Annotated in this window: 18 protein-coding genes; 9 read left to right on the plus strand and 9 right to left on the minus strand. The window is 46.4% G+C overall.

Going from position 1 to position 18,582, the window contains the following annotated elements; all coding sequences use genetic code 11:
- Positions 1–91: 91 nt before the first annotated feature.
- Positions 92–1,486 (minus strand): envelope stress sensor histidine kinase CpxA, encoded by a 1,395-nt coding sequence (gene cpxA, locus ACZ5ZC_RS18310; protein ID WP_048626677.1) that lies wholly within the window; start codon positions 1,484–1,486, stop codon positions 92–94.
- Complete coding sequence (locus tag ACZ5ZC_RS18315) at positions 1,486–2,175, minus strand: response regulator (protein ID WP_005397534.1); 690 nt, start codon at positions 2,173–2,175, stop codon at positions 1,486–1,488. Before ACZ5ZC_RS18315 ends, cpxA begins: the two co-directional genes overlap by 1 nt.
- A gap of 190 nt (positions 2,176–2,365) precedes the next feature.
- Here ACZ5ZC_RS18315 and ACZ5ZC_RS18320 point away from each other — a divergent pair, with 190 nt between their 5' ends.
- The 3 genes from ACZ5ZC_RS18320 to pfkA all read left to right on the plus strand — a co-directional run bounded on the left by ACZ5ZC_RS18320 (position 2,366) and on the right by pfkA (position 5,145).
- Complete coding sequence (locus ACZ5ZC_RS18320; protein ID WP_054868163.1) at positions 2,366–2,878, plus strand: CpxP family protein; 513 nt, start codon at positions 2,366–2,368, stop codon at positions 2,876–2,878.
- Between the two features lie 111 nt (positions 2,879–2,989).
- Positions 2,990–3,898 carry a CDF family cation-efflux transporter FieF gene (gene fieF / locus ACZ5ZC_RS18325; protein ID WP_005397530.1) on the plus strand — a complete coding sequence of 303 codons (909 nt, stop codon included), beginning with the start codon at positions 2,990–2,992 and terminating at the stop codon, positions 3,896–3,898.
- Positions 3,899–4,182: 284 nt separating this feature from the next.
- On the plus strand, positions 4,183–5,145 hold the full coding sequence (gene pfkA, locus ACZ5ZC_RS18330) for a 6-phosphofructokinase (RefSeq protein WP_048626679.1): 963 nt from the start codon (positions 4,183–4,185) through the stop codon (positions 5,143–5,145).
- A 93-nt stretch (positions 5,146–5,238) separates the two neighbouring features.
- On the opposite strand, the gene ACZ5ZC_RS18335 is transcribed toward pfkA, so the two are convergent.
- On the minus strand, positions 5,239–6,621 hold the full coding sequence (locus tag ACZ5ZC_RS18335; protein ID WP_193448289.1) for an MATE family efflux transporter: 1,383 nt from the start codon (positions 6,619–6,621) through the stop codon (positions 5,239–5,241).
- Between the two features lie 240 nt (positions 6,622–6,861).
- Between ACZ5ZC_RS18335 and ACZ5ZC_RS18340 the strand changes: the two genes are divergently transcribed.
- From ACZ5ZC_RS18340 to ACZ5ZC_RS18350, 3 genes are all read left to right on the plus strand, one after another.
- On the plus strand, positions 6,862–7,152 hold the full coding sequence (locus ACZ5ZC_RS18340) for a co-chaperone GroES (protein WP_005381516.1): 291 nt from the start codon (positions 6,862–6,864) through the stop codon (positions 7,150–7,152).
- Between the two features lie 77 nt (positions 7,153–7,229).
- Positions 7,230–8,876 (plus strand): chaperonin GroEL, encoded by a 1,647-nt coding sequence (gene groL / locus ACZ5ZC_RS18345; protein ID WP_005381509.1) that lies wholly within the window; start codon positions 7,230–7,232, stop codon positions 8,874–8,876.
- A 316-nt stretch (positions 8,877–9,192) separates the two neighbouring features.
- Positions 9,193–9,756 carry a VC2662 family protein gene (locus ACZ5ZC_RS18350; protein ID WP_005395435.1) on the plus strand — a complete coding sequence of 188 codons (564 nt, stop codon included), beginning with the start codon at positions 9,193–9,195 and terminating at the stop codon, positions 9,754–9,756.
- A gap of 100 nt (positions 9,757–9,856) precedes the next feature.
- On the opposite strand, the gene ACZ5ZC_RS18355 is transcribed toward ACZ5ZC_RS18350, so the two are convergent.
- Positions 9,857–10,354 carry an MgtC/SapB family protein gene (locus tag ACZ5ZC_RS18355; protein ID WP_005395427.1) on the minus strand — a complete coding sequence of 166 codons (498 nt, stop codon included), beginning with the start codon at positions 10,352–10,354 and terminating at the stop codon, positions 9,857–9,859.
- Positions 10,355–10,449: 95 nt separating this feature from the next.
- On the minus strand, positions 10,450–11,472 hold the full coding sequence (gene epmB, locus ACZ5ZC_RS18360; RefSeq protein ID WP_054868162.1) for an EF-P beta-lysylation protein EpmB: 1,023 nt from the start codon (positions 11,470–11,472) through the stop codon (positions 10,450–10,452).
- 32 nt (positions 11,473–11,504) lie between these two features.
- Between epmB and efp the strand changes: the two genes are divergently transcribed.
- The gene (efp, locus tag ACZ5ZC_RS18365; RefSeq protein ID WP_005395425.1) at positions 11,505–12,071 is read left to right on the plus strand and encodes an elongation factor P; all 567 of its coding nucleotides are present in this window, start codon (positions 11,505–11,507) and stop codon (positions 12,069–12,071) included.
- Positions 12,072–12,336: 265 nt separating this feature from the next.
- Positions 12,337–13,740, plus strand: coding sequence for an SPFH domain-containing protein (locus ACZ5ZC_RS18370; RefSeq protein ID WP_464932183.1), 1,404 nt, complete (start codon positions 12,337–12,339; stop codon positions 13,738–13,740).
- 101 nt (positions 13,741–13,841) lie between these two features.
- On the opposite strand, the gene frdD is transcribed toward ACZ5ZC_RS18370, so the two are convergent.
- The 4 genes from frdD to frdA are packed head-to-tail and all read right to left on the minus strand — an operon-like array spanning position 13,842 to position 17,174.
- The gene (gene frdD / locus ACZ5ZC_RS18375) at positions 13,842–14,219 is read right to left on the minus strand and encodes a fumarate reductase subunit FrdD (RefSeq protein ID WP_005381493.1); all 378 of its coding nucleotides are present in this window, start codon (positions 14,217–14,219) and stop codon (positions 13,842–13,844) included.
- 11 nt (positions 14,220–14,230) lie between these two features.
- Positions 14,231–14,614 carry a fumarate reductase subunit FrdC gene (gene frdC / locus ACZ5ZC_RS18380; protein ID WP_005395419.1) on the minus strand — a complete coding sequence of 128 codons (384 nt, stop codon included), beginning with the start codon at positions 14,612–14,614 and terminating at the stop codon, positions 14,231–14,233.
- Positions 14,615–14,616: 2 nt separating this feature from the next.
- Positions 14,617–15,375: a succinate dehydrogenase/fumarate reductase iron-sulfur subunit gene (locus ACZ5ZC_RS18385; protein ID WP_005381489.1), complete on the minus strand. Its 759-nt coding sequence runs from the start codon at positions 15,373–15,375 to the stop codon at positions 14,617–14,619.
- Entirely contained in the window at positions 15,375–17,174 is a 1,800-nt protein-coding gene (gene frdA / locus ACZ5ZC_RS18390) for a fumarate reductase (quinol) flavoprotein subunit (protein ID WP_243328449.1), read from the minus strand. Before frdA ends, ACZ5ZC_RS18385 begins: the two co-directional genes overlap by 1 nt.
- A gap of 435 nt (positions 17,175–17,609) precedes the next feature.
- On the opposite strand from frdA, the gene epmA reads away from it, so the two are divergent.
- Complete coding sequence (gene epmA / locus ACZ5ZC_RS18395; RefSeq protein ID WP_054868158.1) at positions 17,610–18,581, plus strand: elongation factor P--(R)-beta-lysine ligase; 972 nt, start codon at positions 17,610–17,612, stop codon at positions 18,579–18,581.
- Position 18,582 lies beyond the last annotated feature (1 nt).

Consider the following 18,582-nt stretch of genomic DNA (forward strand, 5'->3'; position numbering starts at 1 on the left):
GTTCCCACCCAATTTCTAAAGTGAAGATGAAGCCGTGAATCTCTCACTCTAGAAATAGGGTGTGGCTTACTGTTAGCTCATCGGCTTGAAGTTAACGATTGATAGGTAAGGTGATACTCATGCGCAATCCGCCTAACGGACTTCGACTGGCGACGATCGTTCCACTGTGCTGGCGGATGGCACTTTCGGTAATGGTTAGGCCGAGACCCGTGCCGCCGGAGTGGCGATCGCGGGCAGTCGAAACGCGATAAAACGGGCGAAAAATCGCAGCTAATTCTTCTTCTGGAACGCCCTCGCCATTGTCATCAACCGTGATATGCAGCGTATCATCATCGGCCTTGATGTCGATTTTTACCTCATCTTTCCCGTAATAAATGGCGTTACGAACGATGTTTTCCACCGCACTCATCAGCAGTTTAGGATTGCCGGAGATACTTCGTTTTGGCAGTTCAGAATAGTGTAGGTGCTTGCCCATTTGCTCAGCTTCAAACTGCGCATCTTTAATGATCTCTTCCCACAAACTTTCCAGTGGCTGCGTTTCGCGAGTCATATGGCTGTTCGCCTGCATGCGAGACAGTTCAAGCAATTCGCTGATCATCTGTTCCAAGCGTTGCGCTTCGGTATCGATACGAGTCAGTTCTGGGCTTTCACCCTGCTTACGCGTCGCTAATGCGCTCGCCATGCGTAGGCGAGTTAAAGGTGAGCGCAACTCGTGAGAGATGTCGGATAGCAGGCGTTGTTGTCCTGAAATCATCTGATTGACCGCCTCGACCATCTGGTTGAAGCTGCTGCCAGCCTGACGAAACTCTGCCGTGCCTTTTTCTAAATTTGGGTCTGTGACAAATTCGCCTTTCGCGACACGTTGAGCGGCGGCTTCAAGACGACGCGCTGGCTGACTCAATGCCCAAGCAAGCCATAACAGCAAGGGTGTACTAACCAGCATGACCGCGAGCAATAGCTGGAATGGGTGATCAAACAGACGCAAGAGTAGTGGTGGTGGCTCATTCCACTTGAAGCCCACATACATCAAAATATCGGAGCCAGCCAAAGTTATTGGGATTGGACCTGCAATCATGTATCGACCATACAGTTTCTGCTTTGGCTGGTTGTAATCTTCGATACTGGTGACAAAGTTTTGCATGGCACGCAATTGGAAGTTACTGCGTTTTTCTGTCGTAAGAACATTACCGCTGTAGTCAGAAAAAAATACGCGCGGACGAGGGTCATGCTTACCGTGACGGTTACCCTCGATACGAAATAGTATTCGACCTAAATCAGTTTGCTGACTGTATTTTTGTTGGATTGCGTCACGCGTTTCTACCATACGTTTATAGTGCTCTTCTGGAATGTCGCGAGCTTTGCGAGGGTCCAAATGTGGCAGTGATAGCACAGCTATCAACACCAATAACATAGTGAACCAAAAAATGGCAAAGATGCGCCCATACAAGCTATTGATGTTTGGCAGTTTGATGCGTGATAGGCGCATTAATCCTCCTCAAGCAGCATATAGCCACGACCACGCAGGGTTTTGATTCGCGGCTTGCCATTGCTCTGATCTGGTAATTTTTTACGTAAGTTCGAAACATGCATATCGATCGCGCGATCAAAAGCGGCGAGTCGTTTACCAAGCACATCTAAGCTCAATGTTTCTTTAGTTAGCACTTGTCCTGGGTTTTGCACAAAGTGGGTCAACAGAGCAAACTCGGTTGCTGTGAGATCGAGCAACTGTTGATCGCAGTATGCTTCTTGTTTACCTGGGTAAAGACGGAGCTCTTGATACTCAATGCAATCGCTGTTTTTGGTGTTTTTCTGTGTGCTGCTGGTACGGCGTAAGATCGCACGGATACGAGCTAACAGTTCACGGTCACTAAAAGGTTTCGGTAAATAATCATCCGCGCCTAGCTCTAAACCGATCACGCGGTCAATTTCTTCCCCTTTAGCGGTCAGCATCAAGACAGGGGTTTCCCAGTTTTCACGCAAGCGTTTAAGGGTTTCCATGCCATTTAGCTTCGGCATCATGACATCCAACAAAATCAAATCAATCTTATCATTTACCGCAGCTAAGCCTGCTTCGCCATCATTTGCTTCGCTGACGTCAAATCCTTCGAAACTGAGTACTTCTTTTAATAAGCTGGTTAGCTCGATATCGTCATCAATTAAAAGAATGTTTGCCATGGGGGCACCTATAGTAAGTTACCGATAGCTTAATATTACATTGGAATGATGTGCTGCGAAGAGGGTAAAAATCACTCTTTACGATTCTTTACGCTCCCTATACGTCGCTTTACCTAGTGGGTCGTATTCTATACTCAAGCGCTGTGAGAACAGCTCAGAAGAATCACTCACCTGTGTAAGGAATCAAATTATGAAATCTGCAAAAAAACTTGTGTTAGCTGCTGTTGTTCTACCTCTTACTCTTGGCGCAGCAAGCGCGCTCGCTTACGGTGGTAAAAACCATCATCAAGGCCCGCGTGATGAATGTGGCATGGGAATGGACCGCGGCATTATGCGTGATTTGAATTTGACGGATGCTCAAAAAGATCAGCTTAAGTCTTTCCGTGAAGCAAACCGCGCACAGATGAACGGCAAATATTCTGAAAATCGCGAAGCCCGTATGGCTGAGCGACAAGCACACCACGCAAAAGTGCAGTCACTCTTACTAGCGGATAGTTTTGATGAAGCGCAAGCGACCGCATTAGCAAAAGAAATGGTTGAGCGCCAAACTGAGCACCGTGTGCAAATGCTAGAAAGAAAGCACCAAATGCTGAGCGTATTAACGCCAGAACAAAAAGCAGAGTTTGTGAAGTTGCAAAATGAACGCATGCAAGAGTGTGGCGACAGAATGCATAAGCGCATGGAAAAATACCGCAATAATTAAGTCATGAATTGATGTTATACAAAGAGGCAGCCATTGGTTGCCTCTTTTTGATCTGGTTATTTCATGGGCATTCAATATACTCAACGTATGGTTTGAGTTAACTCTTTGATTATGAAACAGCAATATGCACGTTTAGTGACGACCGCAGCTTGGACTGCAACTATTGTGGCGACTCTTCTCTTGATTGTAAAAGTCATCACGTGGTGGGTAACCGGCTCAGTTAGCCTATTGGCATCACTTATCGACTCAATGTTGGATATCGCCGCGTCGGTGGTAAATCTCGTTGTTGTCCGTTATGCCTTACAACCAGCAGACCGCGAACATACGTTTGGGCATGGTAAAGCTGAGTCTTTAGCGGCCTTAGCTCAGGCTATGTTTATTTCGGGGTCGGCGGTGTTTTTGATCCTGAACGGGATTGACCGATTTTTCCGCCCACACGCACTGCATGCGCCGGAGCTCGGTGTTTATGTATCGCTGTTTGCGATAGTGGTCACACTTGGCTTGGTGATGTTCCAAAAACATGTGGTACGCGTGACAGGGAGCCAAGCAATCGCGGCGGATTCTCTGCATTATCAGACTGATTTGTATATGAACGCTGCGATCATGGTGGCTCTGGGACTCAGCTACTTTGGCGTGACGCAAGCGGATGCGGTGTTTGCGATTGGCATTGGTGTCTTCATTCTTTACAGCGCCTTCAAAATGGTCAGCGAAGCGATTCAGACGTTATTAGACCGAAAGCTGCCGGATTCCGAATTGGAGCAAATCCGCAATGAATGTTTGAATGTGAAAGGGGTTCTTGGGGTTCATCAACTGCGTACCCGTATGTCAGGGCCGACACGCTTTATTCAGTTGCACTTGGAGTTAGACGATAACTTACGTTTAATCGAAGCGCACTATATTGCCGATAAAGTTGAGGAAAACCTTTTAGCTTTGTTTCCTGATGCGGATGTTTTGATCCATCAAGATCCATTGTCTGTCGTTTTTGGGCCAGAGAAAGAGCAAAAAGCGCAAGATTGGTAGGGCTCGAAAAATCCATAAGTGCCTGACGACAAACAGGCACTTATTGACTATCTTTCCATCAATACTTATTAAGATTCGTGATCCTGATGTGAATCAACAAAGTTTCATAGAGAAACTGTAATACTCTTACATAAGTAGAAAAGTTACATAAAAAAGTGCGTTTTCATTGGTAATCCTGTAGAGGAAATGTAACATAACGCACAGTTCTGGATTATGCAGGTTGCTTGGTAACAAGGGGCCTAAAAGAAAATTAAATAATTGATTGCCAAAGATCGAGGGTGAGCATGATTAAGAAGATCGGTGTTTTAACAAGTGGCGGTGACGCACCTGGTATGAACGCGGCGATACGCGGCGTAGTACGTACAGCACTATCCGAGGGATTGGAAGTATTCGGTGTGTACGACGGCTACCTAGGCCTATACGAAGGCCGCATCGAGAAGCTAGATCGTTCTAGCGTTTCAGATGTGATCAACAAAGGTGGTACGTTCCTAGGTTCTGCACGTTTCCCTGAATTCAAAGAAGTGGAAGTGCGTGAAAAAGCGATTGAGAACCTGAAAAAACATGGTATTGATGCGCTAGTCGTGATCGGTGGTGACGGTTCGTACATGGGTGCGAAGAAACTGACTGAAATGGGTTACCCATGTATCGGTCTGCCAGGCACAATCGACAACGATATCGCTGGTACTGACTACACAGTGGGCTACCTAAGTGCACTAAACACAGTTATCGATGCGATCGACCGTCTACGTGATACTTCTTCATCTCACCAACGTATTTCAATTGTAGAAATCATGGGTCGTCACTGTGGTGACCTAACTCTGATGTCTGCAATCGCGGGTGGTTGTGAGTACATCATCACTCCAGAAACTGGCCTAGACAAAGACAAGCTGATCAGCAACATCCAAGACGGCATCGCAAAAGGTAAGAAACACGCAATCATCGCGTTGACTGAGCTAATGATGGATGCCAATGAACTGGCTCGTGACATCGAAGCGGCGACAGGTCGTGAAACTCGTGCAACAGTACTTGGTCACATCCAACGTGGTGGTCGTCCAACGGCATTTGACCGCGTTCTAGCATCTCGCATGGGTAACTACGCTGTTCACCTACTGCTTGAAGGTCATGGCGGTCGCTGTGTAGGTATCGTGAAAGAGCAACTTGTTCACCACGACATCATCGACGCGATCGAAAACATGAAGCGTCCAGTACGCAACGATCTATACAAAGTTGCTGAAGAACTGTTCTAAGCAAGTTTGAAATAGATAAAGAAAAACCGCGGCTTTCGCGGTTTTTTTGTATTTGAGTATCAGCAAAAGGAAGCTGACGCATCGGACAAAATCTTACGAAGCGCTGCTCTGTTCAATGAGCGTCAATTTACGTTCGCGCAGTGCAAACATATAGCCAAGTAGGCCACCTAACGTATTCCCCACTGCGATACCTATAAACAAGCCTTCAATACTGTAAATTTGGCTTCCGATCCATGCCGATGGCAGGGTAAACACAAACAAACGCATAAAGCTCCATTGGAATGCTCGTAATGGTTTGTGCATCGCATTCAACCCACTGATTAACATCATCACAATGCCTTGAAAACCATAACTGAACGGCACCACAAGCAGGTAATGCCACAGCAGATTTTTAACTGCTTCTTCCTGCGAGAACAATGCCGCTAGAGGAATACTCAATGGCACCATCATCAAGAAGATAAACCCTTGGAACACCACCGCAAAACGCATGCTGATAAATAAGCCGGAAAAGGCGCGTTGAGGGTTTTTCGCCCCTAAGTTTTGTGCCATGAATGGCGTGAGTGCTGAGGTCAGAGACATCAAGACTAGGATCAAAATAGACTCAATACGCTGCGCCGCACCGTAAGCCGCAACTGCTGCCGTACCGTGGCTGGATAAAAGCATCATCAAAATTGCGCCCGACAATGGATTCATCGCGTTCGACAGTGCGGCAGGAGTGCCGATTTTTAACGTTTGCTGCCAATCTTGTTTCAGCAAGGACCATTGGGGTTGAGCGAGCAACTTTTCGCGTTTAACTAGCACATAGAGTGAGCCACATAGTGCACCTAACCAGCTAAAAGCACTGGCTATTGCCGCACCTTGGATGCCAAGCTCGGGGAATGGGCCAAGTCCGAAGATCAGTAGTGGATCGAGCATGCCGTTAATCAAGCCCGCCAACATCATGATTTTGGCGGGTGTTTTTGTATCCCCAGATGCTCGTATCGCGCTATTGCCCGCCATTGGGATCACCAACAATGGAATGGTGAGATACCACACCTGCATGTACTCTTCGATGAGTGGAATTAGGTCGTCGGCTGCGCCAAGAAAGCGGAACAATGGTGCAATGGTGGCAAAGCCAATCGAAGAGGCGATAGCCACGAGTAACACCGCTAACAACAAACCGTGAGTGGTAAACCGAGCGGCTTGTGGGGCGTGACCTTGTCCAAGTAAGCGACCAATATTGGTCGAAAGACCCATCCCTATCCCCATCGTGATGCAGTTAACCGCAAAGGTTACAGGGAAGGTATAGCTGATCGCCGCTAGCGCTTGAGTACCAAGCAACGATATAAAAAACGTGTCCACCAAGTTAAACATCAAAATCGCGATCATGCCCATGGTCATGGGGACGGTCATTTTCCGCAGCGTTTCAGGAATGGGTGCGGTCAACAAACCATGCTTATCGGTCGCTTGGGGTTCCAGCTTGTTATTTTCCTGCATGTATGACAACTATGTGGTGAGCAAACTGCAAGGATACAAGAAAGCGAGATGCTGGGCGAGTGAGCATTTCGAACGCAAACCGTTGCTTAGTTGTTCGTTATTTTAACTAAGTCACAAAAATTTTGTGCCACCCCCTTGGGATCGCTGCTTCGACCCCTTATATAGGGATCACGTGTCTGGGGCTACAGTCCCTAAGGACAATTATCAAATAAACATGGAAATTTTCAGGAGAGACGACCGATGAACATTCGTCCATTACATGACCGAGTTATCGTTGAACGTAAAGAAGTTGAATCTAAGTCTGCTGGTGGCATCGTTCTGACTGGTTCTGCTGCAGAAAAATCAACTCGCGGTGTTGTTCTAGCTGTGGGTAAAGGCCGCATCCTAGAAAACGGCACAGTACTGCCGCTGGACGTTAAAGTTGGTGATACTGTTATCTTCGCTGAAGGTTACGGTACAAAAACTGAAAAAATCGACGGTAAAGAAGTGCTTGTCATGTCTGAAAACGACATCATGGCGATCGTTGAATAATAGCAATCATTGAGTAATTTTTTGCTCAGATTCAATTACGAAATTACACACAAAGAATTTTAGAAAGGAAATCAAAGATGGCTGCTAAAGACGTTAAATTTGGTAATGACGCACGAGTTAAAATGCTAGAAGGTGTAAACGTTCTGGCTGACGCAGTAAAAGTAACACTGGGTCCTAAAGGACGTAATGTCGTTCTAGACAAATCTTTTGGTGCACCGACTATCACGAAAGATGGTGTATCAGTAGCGCGTGAAATTGAACTGGAAGATAAATTCCAGAACATGGGCGCACAAATGGTTAAAGAAGTTGCGTCTAAAGCAAACGACGCGGCAGGTGACGGTACAACAACAGCAACAGTACTAGCACAATCTATCGTAAACGAAGGTCTAAAAGCAGTCGCAGCGGGTATGAACCCAATGGACCTTAAGCGCGGTATCGACAAAGCAGTAGCAGCAGCAGTAGAGCAACTAAAAGAGCTTTCTGTTGAATGTAACGACACGAAAGCGATCGCACAGGTTGGTACTATCTCTGCAAACTCAGACGCAAGCGTAGGTAACATCATTGCTGAAGCAATGGAGCGTGTGGGCCGTGATGGCGTTATCACTGTTGAAGAAGGTCAGGCGCTACAAGATGAGCTAGACGTAGTTGAAGGTATGCAGTTCGACCGCGGTTACCTATCTCCTTACTTCATCAACAACCAAGAGTCAGGTAGTGTTGATCTAGAAAACCCATTCATCTTGCTAGTTGATAAGAAGATCTCAAACATTCGTGAACTTCTTCCAACGCTAGAAGCTGTAGCGAAAGCGTCTCGTCCACTGCTTATCATCGCAGAAGATGTAGAAGGCGAAGCGCTAGCAACATTGGTTGTCAACAACATGCGTGGCATCGTGAAAGTTGCAGCAGTGAAAGCACCTGGCTTCGGTGACCGTCGTAAAGCAATGCTACAAGACATCGCGATCCTAACTGGCGGTACTGTGATTTCTGAAGAAATCGGTCTAGAGCTTGAAAAAGTAGCACTAGAAGATCTAGGTCAAGCGAAGCGTGTTTCTATCACGAAAGAAAACACGACTATCATCGATGGTATCGGTGAAGAAGAGATGATCTCTGGCCGCGTAGCTCAAATTCGTCAACAAATCGAAGACGCAACTTCAGACTACGACAAAGAGAAACTACAAGAGCGCGTAGCGAAACTGGCTGGCGGTGTTGCAGTAATCAAAGTTGGTGCAGCAACTGAAGTTGAAATGAAAGAGAAGAAAGACCGTGTAGAAGATGCGCTAGCCGCAACTCGTGCAGCGGTTGAAGAAGGTGTTGTTGCTGGTGGTGGTGTTGCACTTATCCGCGCGGCATCTAAGATTGCTCACCTAACGGGTGACAACGAAGAGCAAAACGTTGGTATCCGCGTTGCACTACGTGCAATGGAAGCGCCAATCCGTCAAATCACGAAGAACGCAGGTGAGGAAGACTCAGTGGTTGCGAACAATGTGAAAGCGGGTGAAGGCTCTTACGGTTACAACGCGGCAACAGGCGAATACGGCGACATGCTAGAGATGGGGATTCTAGACCCAACGAAAGTAACTCGTTCTGCGCTACAGTTCGCAGCATCGGTTGCGGGTCTGATGATCACGACTGAAGCAATGGTTACTGACCTACCGCAAAAAGACGCACCAGCGATGCCTGACATGGGCGGCATGGGTGGCATGGGCGGTATGGGCGGCATGATGTAAGCCAGCTTATCTCTTTGCTCTAAGGGAATCCTTATAGCGGAAAGATAACCGACCAAACTTTTAAAAGTCGAGGCATTTGCCTCGACTTTTTTATGCGCGTTATCCGAGAAATATAACATTCTGATGTGGCTTCGATTGTGAGAGGCGAGTTCAAGAAATGTCAGTGGAAAAACATGAAAATAGAAGCGATAAAATTTTTTCTTTTGAGTCAGATGGTTAAATCTGACCTACCGCTAACACTTTTTGAACGTGGATAGCGCAAAATCTGAACATTACACTATGTTGTAAATTGTTGCTTCCCATCATGGAGATGAAAATGAAAAAGCTTATGACGTCATTGGCGGTTGCAGCCGCTATCGCATCACCAGTTGCTCTTGCTGACAGTACACCTGTGATGTTCTCTACTATCGACAACACAAACGCACCTTCTAACTCGTCAGTTGGTGGTGTTCGTTTAGCTGTGTTGCATGGACAGGTGAATGAGGTTAAAGGTGTCGACTTTTCACTGCTTGGTATGTCAGAAACGGATCGTACGACAGGTGTGAACTTCGGTTTGTTTTTTGGTGCAGCAAAGGTAAACCAAGAAATGAAAGGTGCGTCTTTAGGCTTAGTTAACTGGAACCAAGGTCAGACGACGGGTGTTAACTTGGGTGCTGTCAACATTACGAACAATGTAAAAGGCTTGAACTGGAGCGCGGTGAACTATTCTGAAGGCTACACCATGGCGGATGTGGGCTTAGCGAGTATCTCTAAAAAGTCTAACTTCCAGTTTGGCTTCTTCAACATGACCGATCAAATTGATGGCGTACAAATTGGTCTTTTGAACTGTGCGGATAACGGTTTCTTCAAGTGTTTCCCACTCATCAACTTCGCTAAATAATCCCTGAGCAAGTCAGAATCTTTAGATACCGAAAGCCCTCGATATTCGTCGAGGGCTTTTTAATTACTGATGGGGTGAAGCGAGTTTATCGGCGCGTTAACTATTTAATTAAGCGGGATGAGGTTTTGCGTTGTTGAATTCTTTGGTGAACCCCTCGGCGCAATGCTTTGATGTGGTTTTCTGCTTTATCCACGCCCAGTAACACCGTTAAAGCCAGTAGGGTAATGACCACCGACTGCGTTAAATAACCCAAGCCGATCATCAACCCTAATCCTGCCAGTACCCAAATAACCGCTGCGGATGTAACGCCGTGGATTTTTCCATCGAGTGTCATCATCACGCCTGCGCCCAAGAAGCCGACGCCAGTAATAATCTGACCAAGTACGCGTGCTTGATCGAGCGTATTTGGCGATAACGATACTGCCATCGACATAAACAGGTAAGTGCCTGAAATAATAAGAATTGCCGTGCGAATGCCAACAGGTTTACCACGAGTTTGGCGTTCGATACCGATCATTAGCCCATTAATGGCACAGCATAGTAGGGCAGGCCAGCTGAATGGGCCAAGATCGAAAATTTGTTCGAGTGCTGTATGCATCTTGACCTCCAAAAGAGCGGAGTATGCATAGACTTACCGTGCAAAGCGAACAAAAAGGAACGGTCGTGACGACAAATTTAATTGAGCGTCAGGACCTATTCTAAATGCAAATCTAATGGCGTTTTACTTGGCCTGCCACCAATTTCTCGTGTCAGTTTTGGTACCAGATAACCCGATACACGTGTGATGAGTCCGCGCATAATGGCTTTTGCTTCTTCGTCCGAAATAAAGTAGTGCGCCGCGCCTTGCACCTTATCAAGAACGTGGAGGTAATAAGGCAAGATACCCGCGTCAAATAAGGCTTCACTTAACGCCACTTGAGCTTCTACCGAATCATTCACGCCTTTCAGCAGAACGCCTTGGTTTAGAAGCGTAACGCCTGCTCTTTTGAGCTTGAACATCTGTTCAGCAAATTCGTCATTGATTTCGTTGGCATGGTTGATGTGAGTCACGAGGATGATTTGTAACCTTGATGCTTGCAGCAGTTGGCATAGTTCATCAGTGACGCGAGCTGGAATCACCACAGGTAAACGGCTATGAATACGCAGACGTTTGATGTGAGGTATTTGAGCAATATGCTCTAAAAGCCAATGAATTTCATCGTCTTTTGCCATTAATGGATCACCACCTGAGAAGATGACTTCGTTCAACTCTGGTTGCTGCGCCATGTACTCTAAGCACTTTGTCCATGCCTGCTTGCCGCTTTTATTTTCTTGATATGGGAAATGACGACGAAAACAGTAACGGCAATTTACCGCGCAGCCACCTTTGACAATCATTAGGGCGCGGTTGCGATACTTGTGTAGCAGACCAGGGATTTCATTATCCTGCTCTTCTAACGGATCGTTGGAATAGCCCGGATGTACTTCAAATTCGTCACTTAATGGTAAAACCTGACGTAAAAGAGGGTCTTTAGGGTTGCCTTTCTCCATCCTATCGACAAAACTTTGCGGTACACGCTGTGCAAACAGCTTGCGCGCGGCAAACCCGTCTTGCCACGGTGAAGGATCTATTTCCAGTATTTCGAGCAATTTTGCAGGATCAGAGATCCCATTCGCCAACTGTTTGAGCCAGTTTTGCTCAACAGATTCGACTTTTCGGGTTATTATGTGCGGCATTGAATTTAGCTCTAAGAATGTAAGAGGAAAAAATGGCTACAGTTAGCACCAATGAATTTAAAGGCGGTCTTAAGTTAATGCTTGATAACGAGCCTTGTGTAATTCTGGAAAACGAATACGTTAAACCAGGTAAAGGCCAAGCGTTCAACCGCGTTAAAATTCGTAAACTTCTTTCTGGTAAAGTGCTAGAGAAAACATTCAAGTCTGGTGACACTTGTGAAGTGGCAGACGTAATGGATATCGACCTAGATTATCTATATTCAGACGGCGAATTCTACCACTTTATGAACAGTGAAACGTTTGAACAGATCGCAGCAGACGCAAAAGCGGTAGGTGACAACGCTAAGTGGTTGGTAGAAAACAACACTTGTATGATCACACTTTGGAACGGTAACCCAATTACTGTTACTCCACCAAACTTCGTTGAGCTAGAAGTGGTAGACACAGATCCAGGCCTGAAAGGTGATACTCAAGGTACTGGCGGTAAACCAGCTACGCTATCAACTGGCGCTGTTGTTCGTGTTCCTCTGTTCATCTCAATTGGTGAAGTGATTCGCGTTGATACTCGTACGGCTGAATACGTAGGCCGTGTCAAGTAAGCACTTTAGATTGATTGTTTGAAAGGTCGCTTCGGCGGCCTTTTTTATTGCCTGTAATTCTCTCTTGAATGTCCCTGCATAGAAAATCGATATCCTCCGCAAATTTTCGATGATTTTGTATTATTCGTAAAAATCTTATTTATTTCATGAATCTGTCGATTATTCCTTAATGTAACATTTTGATACATTAGTTCTTGTTGTTGAGTTGCATAGCAATCTGATTTTTATCGATTTAACTCAGTAACAATCCAAAAAGGAGAACAAAATGGAAAGCAGAGGCTTAGGAAGGGGTTTAAAGGTGGAAGAAAGACGTCAGTTACTACACAAAGGATTGAAAGCTGCGGTGTTTGGCGTACCGCTGTTGGCAATAGGCTTAACGATTAATAGCTCTGTGCTGATGACCGATGAAGGTTACAGCTACGTGCATCAGAACAATATCACTGGTGAGTTGGATGTGTTTACTGAACCTGGCATTCATTTTCGCATGCCATTTCTGTCCAAAATCACCAAGTATGACCAAGTGATCACTGTGTCATTCGGTAACAGCAAGGGCGAAGATTTTTATCAACGTCTTGATGCGATTCAGGTTCGGTTTGCCGACACCTACATTGGACAGATCCCCGTAACATTCCGCTTTAAGCTCAGTAATGACCCTGAAGCGGTTAAGAAGATGCACAAAGAGTTCCGTAACAACAGTAACTTGATTGATGCGCTGCTTGTAAAGAACGCACGTAACGTGACGGTGATTACTGCTACCCAATACACGGGTGAAGAGTTTTTCCAAGGTGGTTTGAACCAGTTCAAATCGAAACTTGGCGATCAGTTGCGAGAGGGGATTTATCTAACAGAGCGACGTCAGGTTGAAGTGGAAGAGTTGGATCTTGCGCCTGTTGGGGCGAATCAGGCCAATGCGAACCAACTACAGCGCACCAATCAACTGGTTTGGAAAACGGTGCCAGTTGTAGATAAAACCGGGCAACCAATTCGTCAAGACAACCCGTTACAACAATACGGCATTCAAGTGACGCAGGTGACCATTGGTGATCCACAGCCAGAAAAGCAATTGGATCAGCTATTGGCGGATAAAAAGCGTTTAGTGGCGGATCGTATTCGCGCGATTCAGGAGCAAGAAACGTCAAAAGCACAAGCAGAGACCGAGCAGTTACGCAAAGAGATTCAGCGAACACGTGAAGTGCAAGACGCTCAGCGTGGTAAAGAACTCGCTATTATTGCTCAGCAAAAAGAAGTGGAAGTTGCACGTCAGATTGCAGAGCGTGAAATCGTTGAAGTGGAAAAAACCAAACGACTTGCTGAAGTCGAGAAGGAGAAAGAGCTAGCTATCGCAGAGGCTAACTTAGCCATTCAAAAGGCGAACGCACTTTCTGCTGAGTTTGAAGCTAAAGCGATATTGGCGAAAGGTCGTGCAGAATCTGAAGTCCTAAAAGCGAAGTACTCGGCGTTAGGGGCAAACCGTGAAGTTTACTTGGCAGAGTTGAATCGAGACGTAGCGAACTCGTTGTACAACAACTTGCAAAACTTCCAAGTTCAGATGCCACAAAACTACATTGGTGGTAGCGAAGAAACGGGCTTGAAAACAAACCTAGATGTGATTACTGGCTTTGGCGCCCTGGGTCTTATGGACCAAACGAAGAAGGTCATACAGCAATAAGATCATGGGTGGTCAAAAGCTTAACAAGCAAAAAGATCATAGGTAACCAAAAGCAATAAAAAAGCTGGCATAGAGCCAGCTTTTTCTTTTTGGTCAGTATCTTAAATCATGAAGATAAAGATAACGGCTAGTGCAGTAATGAGGCCTGCAAATGCATAGCATGCAATTTTACCTATCACACCAGTGTGGAATTTAAGGTCGTGCATGCCGTGGTGTACACGGTGCATCGCATGCCACATTGGTAGAGCTAGGGTGCCAATGATGAATAGCGCACCGATGATACTGGTTGCGAATGCAGAGACACGCTCGTAGCTCATCGCTTCCGCGTCAATCACGCCTAGTGGTACCAAGATACCTAGCACAAGAACGGTGATTGGCGTGATCATCGCGAACCAAGTACCACCTGCGCCAAACAGACCCCACCAGATTGGCTCATCAGAACGTTTTGGTGATGTGTTTACACTATAATTCGGTTTCATTGCTCAGCTCCTTACACCACGATGAGAACGATCAGTGAGATGAACGCAACCGCGGCCCACTGAGTCAATACGATGATTTTCTTGTCCACCAGTTTGCCTTTCAAACGAATTGGCATTACTTGCGGCATCATGCTGAAGAAAGTTTGAGCGTGGAATAGGCTACCTAGTAGTGCAACGATGTTGATTGCGACTACGATTGGGTTTGCCATAAAATCCAACCAACCTTGCCATGCTTCAGGGCCTTTCACCAAGCAACCTAAACCGAAAGTTAGGAACAGAGTGAATAGGATCAAAGGCAGCACAGTCGCTTCACGTAGCATGTAGAAGCGGTAGAAAGGATGGTTCTTCCACCAAGTGCGTTTTACTTCACGAACGTAAGGTTTACGATTGCTCATCCTTATGCCTCCACTTTCTTTGGTGAACCATCAGGTTTCAACATAGCAATCACGAAGTCCATAGAAGACTCCACTTTGCCTTGGTTTACTGCCGCTGCTGGGTCAACGTTCTTCGGACAAACTTCAGAACAGTAACCAACAAACGTACAACCCCAAGCACCGTTTTCACCGTTGATAAGCTTCATGCGCTCATCTTTACCGTTGTCACGGCTGTCTAGGTTGTAGCGGTGCGCTAGCGTTAGTGCCGCAGGACCGATGAACTCAGGGTTTAGACCAAACTGAGGGCACGCCGCGTAGCATAGACCGCAGTTGATACAACCAGCGAACTGCTTGTATTTCGCCATTTGCTCTGGCGTTTGCAAGTTCGTACCGTCTTCTGGTTTGCGGTCGTTACCAATGATGTACGGTTTGATTGCTTCAAGACGTTCGATGAACGGTGTCATATCAACAATCAAGTCTTTCTCGATTGGGAAGTTCGCTAGAGGCTCGATAGTCACACCGTCTGGGTAATCACGTAGGAAGCTCTTACAAGCAAGCTTCGGTACGTTGTTCACCATGATGCCGCAAGAACCACAGATCGCCATACGGCAAGACCAACGGTAAGATAGATCTTTGTCTAGGTGATCTTTAATGTAGCCCAGTGCGTCAAGCACAGACATGGTTTCATCGAATGGCACTTCGAATGTTTGCTTGTATGGTTCTGCATCTTTTTCTGGGTCATAACGCAGAATGTCTACTTTTTGAATGCGATTTGCTGACATTATGCTTGCTCCTCTGCGTTCTTCTCTTCAGCCGCTGCTTTTTCTGCTGCTTCACCGTATAGACGAGCTTTTGGTTGTGACTTAGTGATAGTCACATTGCTGTAATCGATACTTGGCGCTGAATCTGGTTTGTAGAAAGCAAGTGAGTGTTTTAGGAAGTTCACGTCATCACGTTTTGTACAACCGTCGTCCAGACGTTGGTGCGCGCCGCGAGACTCTTTACGTAGAATCGCAGAGTGAACCATCGCTTCTGCGACTTCTAGGCCGTAACCCACTTCAATTGCGTACAGAAGATCAGTGTTAAACACTTTGCCTTTGTCTTTAATGCTGATGCGTTTGTAGCGTTCTTTTAGTTCGGTGATCTTGTTAATGGTTTCTTGCATCAAATCTTCTTGACGGTAGATACCACAACCCGCTTCCATGGTATGACCCATTTCAGTACGGATGTTTGCCCAGTTCTCATCACCTTCTTGGTTCATCAGTTTGGCGATGCGCTCTTCAACTGCTTTCACTTGAGCATCGATTGCAGACTCGTTCCAACCTTTGAATTCTTCAGCGCGTTTCACTGCGTTTTCACCCGCTACGCGACCAAATACCACAAACTCAGCCAATGAGTTAGAACCTAGACGGTTTGCACCGTGAAGACCAACAGACGCACATTCACCAACCGCGAATAGACCTTTAATGCGAGTTTCACAGCCGCCGTTTGTCTCGATACCACCCATGGTGTAGTGAACCGTTGGACGAATTGGAATTGGCTCTTTTGCAGGGTCTACGTTCACGTAAGCTTTTGCTAGCTCACAGATGAATGGTAGACGCTCTTGTAGGTACTCCTCACCAAGGTGGCGAAGGTCTAGGTGCACCACGTCACCCAGTGGGTGTTTGATGGTGTTGCCTTTCTGTTGTTCGTGCCAGAAAGCTTGAGAAACTTTGTCACGAGGACCCAGTTCCATGTATTTGTTCTTCGGTTGGCCAACTGGAGTTTCAGGGCCCATGCCGTAATCTTGTAAGTAACGGTAGCCGTTCTTGTTAACGATGATACCGCCTTCACCACGACAACCTTCCGTCATCAGGATACCTGTGCCAGGAAGACCGGTTGGGTGGTATTGAACGAATTCCATATCACGTAGAGGAACGCCGTGACGGTAAGCCATTGCCATGCCATCGCCCGTTACGATACCGCCGTTGGTGTTACAGTGGTAAACACGGCCCGCGCCACCTGTTGCTAGAACAACAGATTTTGCTTTGATAGTAACAAGCTCGCCTTCAGACATGTGAATAGCAATCAGACCTTGAACTTCGCCTTCATCAACAAGCAGATCCACCACAAAGTACTCATCAAAGCGTTTGATGTTGCTGTACTTCATGGATGTCTGGAATAGCGTATGAAGCATGTGGAAGCCAGTTTTATCTGCAGCGAACCAAGTACGTTCAACCTTCATACCACCAAAGCGGCGTACGTTGACTTCACCGTTCTCTTTACGACTCCATGGGCAACCCCATTGCTCCATTTGGATCATTTCGCGAGTCGCGTTCTCTACAAAGTATTCAACAACGTCCTGTTCACATAGCCAGTCACCACCGCCAACAGTGTCGTTGAAGTGGTTGTCTAAGCTATCTTCATCCTTGATAACTGCTGCTGAGCCACCCTCTGCAGCGACCGTGTGGGAGCGCATTGGATAAACTTTAGAAATCAGAGCGACTTCTAAGTCTGGGTTTGCTTCAGCCGCTGCAATAGCAGTACGAAGACCAGCGCCGCCTGCGCCGATGACTGCGATATCTGTGGTGATAATTTGCACAGTTATCCTCCAGTGTGTGATTGCGGAAATCCGCTTGTTATTGTCATTACGAGGTGCTCTTTAAAAAGAACTCCCCAAAAGTAGTAGGGTTAGTGTAGATGAGCCACATGGCAGAAAAATTGATGTAATTGGGTTTTTGCTTCGGTAATGCACTTAAGGGCATAGAATTTATAGGTTATGTGACTGCTATCACGGCATCGAGGTTTTGGCCCTCAAGCATTAACATTAGGGATGTTAAACCTGTGTTGCGTGACATTAACCGCATGGATAATAGGATTTTAACTGAGTGTTTTTTGTGCTGCGGCACGAGTAATACTTGCCTCAAATAGGCGAGCACGTTAGTAAAAAGAAGAAGGGATATTCCTCTCTTCTTGAAGAGTAAAAAGCATGTAGAATGAGACTTTCCTCGCTGAATTAAAGTTTGAGAGACTTGTTATGCAAACCAACTGGCAACCTACTGCTTCCATTGACCAACTTCGTCAACGTGCGACGTTAATCGCGTCGATTCGCCAATTCTTCGCTGATCGACAGGTGATGGAAGTCGACACGCCAGCCATGAGTCACGCAACCGTGACCGACATTCATTTGCATACTTTCCAAACCGAGTTTGTTGGCCCGGGTTATGCCGATGGTAGCAAGCTGTTCTTTATGACCAGCCCTGAATTCCACATGAAGCGTCTGCTGGCGGCTGGCAGCGGTTGTATTTATCAAATCAACAAAGCATTTCGTAACGAAGAAAATGGTCGTTACCACAATCCAGAATTCACGATGTTGGAGTGGTATCGCGTTGGCTTTGACCATCATAAATTGATGGATGAAATGGATGATCTGTTGCAACTGGTATTGAAGTGTGGCGCAGCGCAGCGCATGACGTATCAACAAGCCTTCATTGATGTGTTGGGTGTGTGCCCACTAGAAGGCTCGATGACGGAGCTGAAAACGGCGGCAAGCAAGCTGGGTTTGAGTGACATTGCAGAGCCTGAAGAAGATCGCGATACGTTACTGCAATTGCTATTTAGCGTGGGAGTCGAACACAAAATTGGTCAGGATGTGCCTGCTTTTGTGTACGACTTCCCGGCATCACAGGCGGCGCTTGCGAAAATCAATCCTCAAGACCATCGTGTTGCGGATCGCTTTGAGGTGTATTTTAAGGGAATTGAGCTGGCAAATGGGTTCCATGAGCTCGATAACCCGAAAGAGCAACTGGCGCGTTTTGAGCAAGATAACGCGAAGCGTCTCGACATGGGTTTAAAACCGCAGCCAATCGACTATCATTTGATCTCCGCATTGGAGGCAGGGTTGCCAGATTGTGCGGGTGTTGCGTTAGGCATCGATCGTTTGATCATGCTAGCGCTCGGCTGTGACCACATTGATCAAGTGACGGCTTTTCCATTCCCAATCGCATAAG

This window comes from Vibrio sp. JCM 18905, assembly GCF_055393305.1.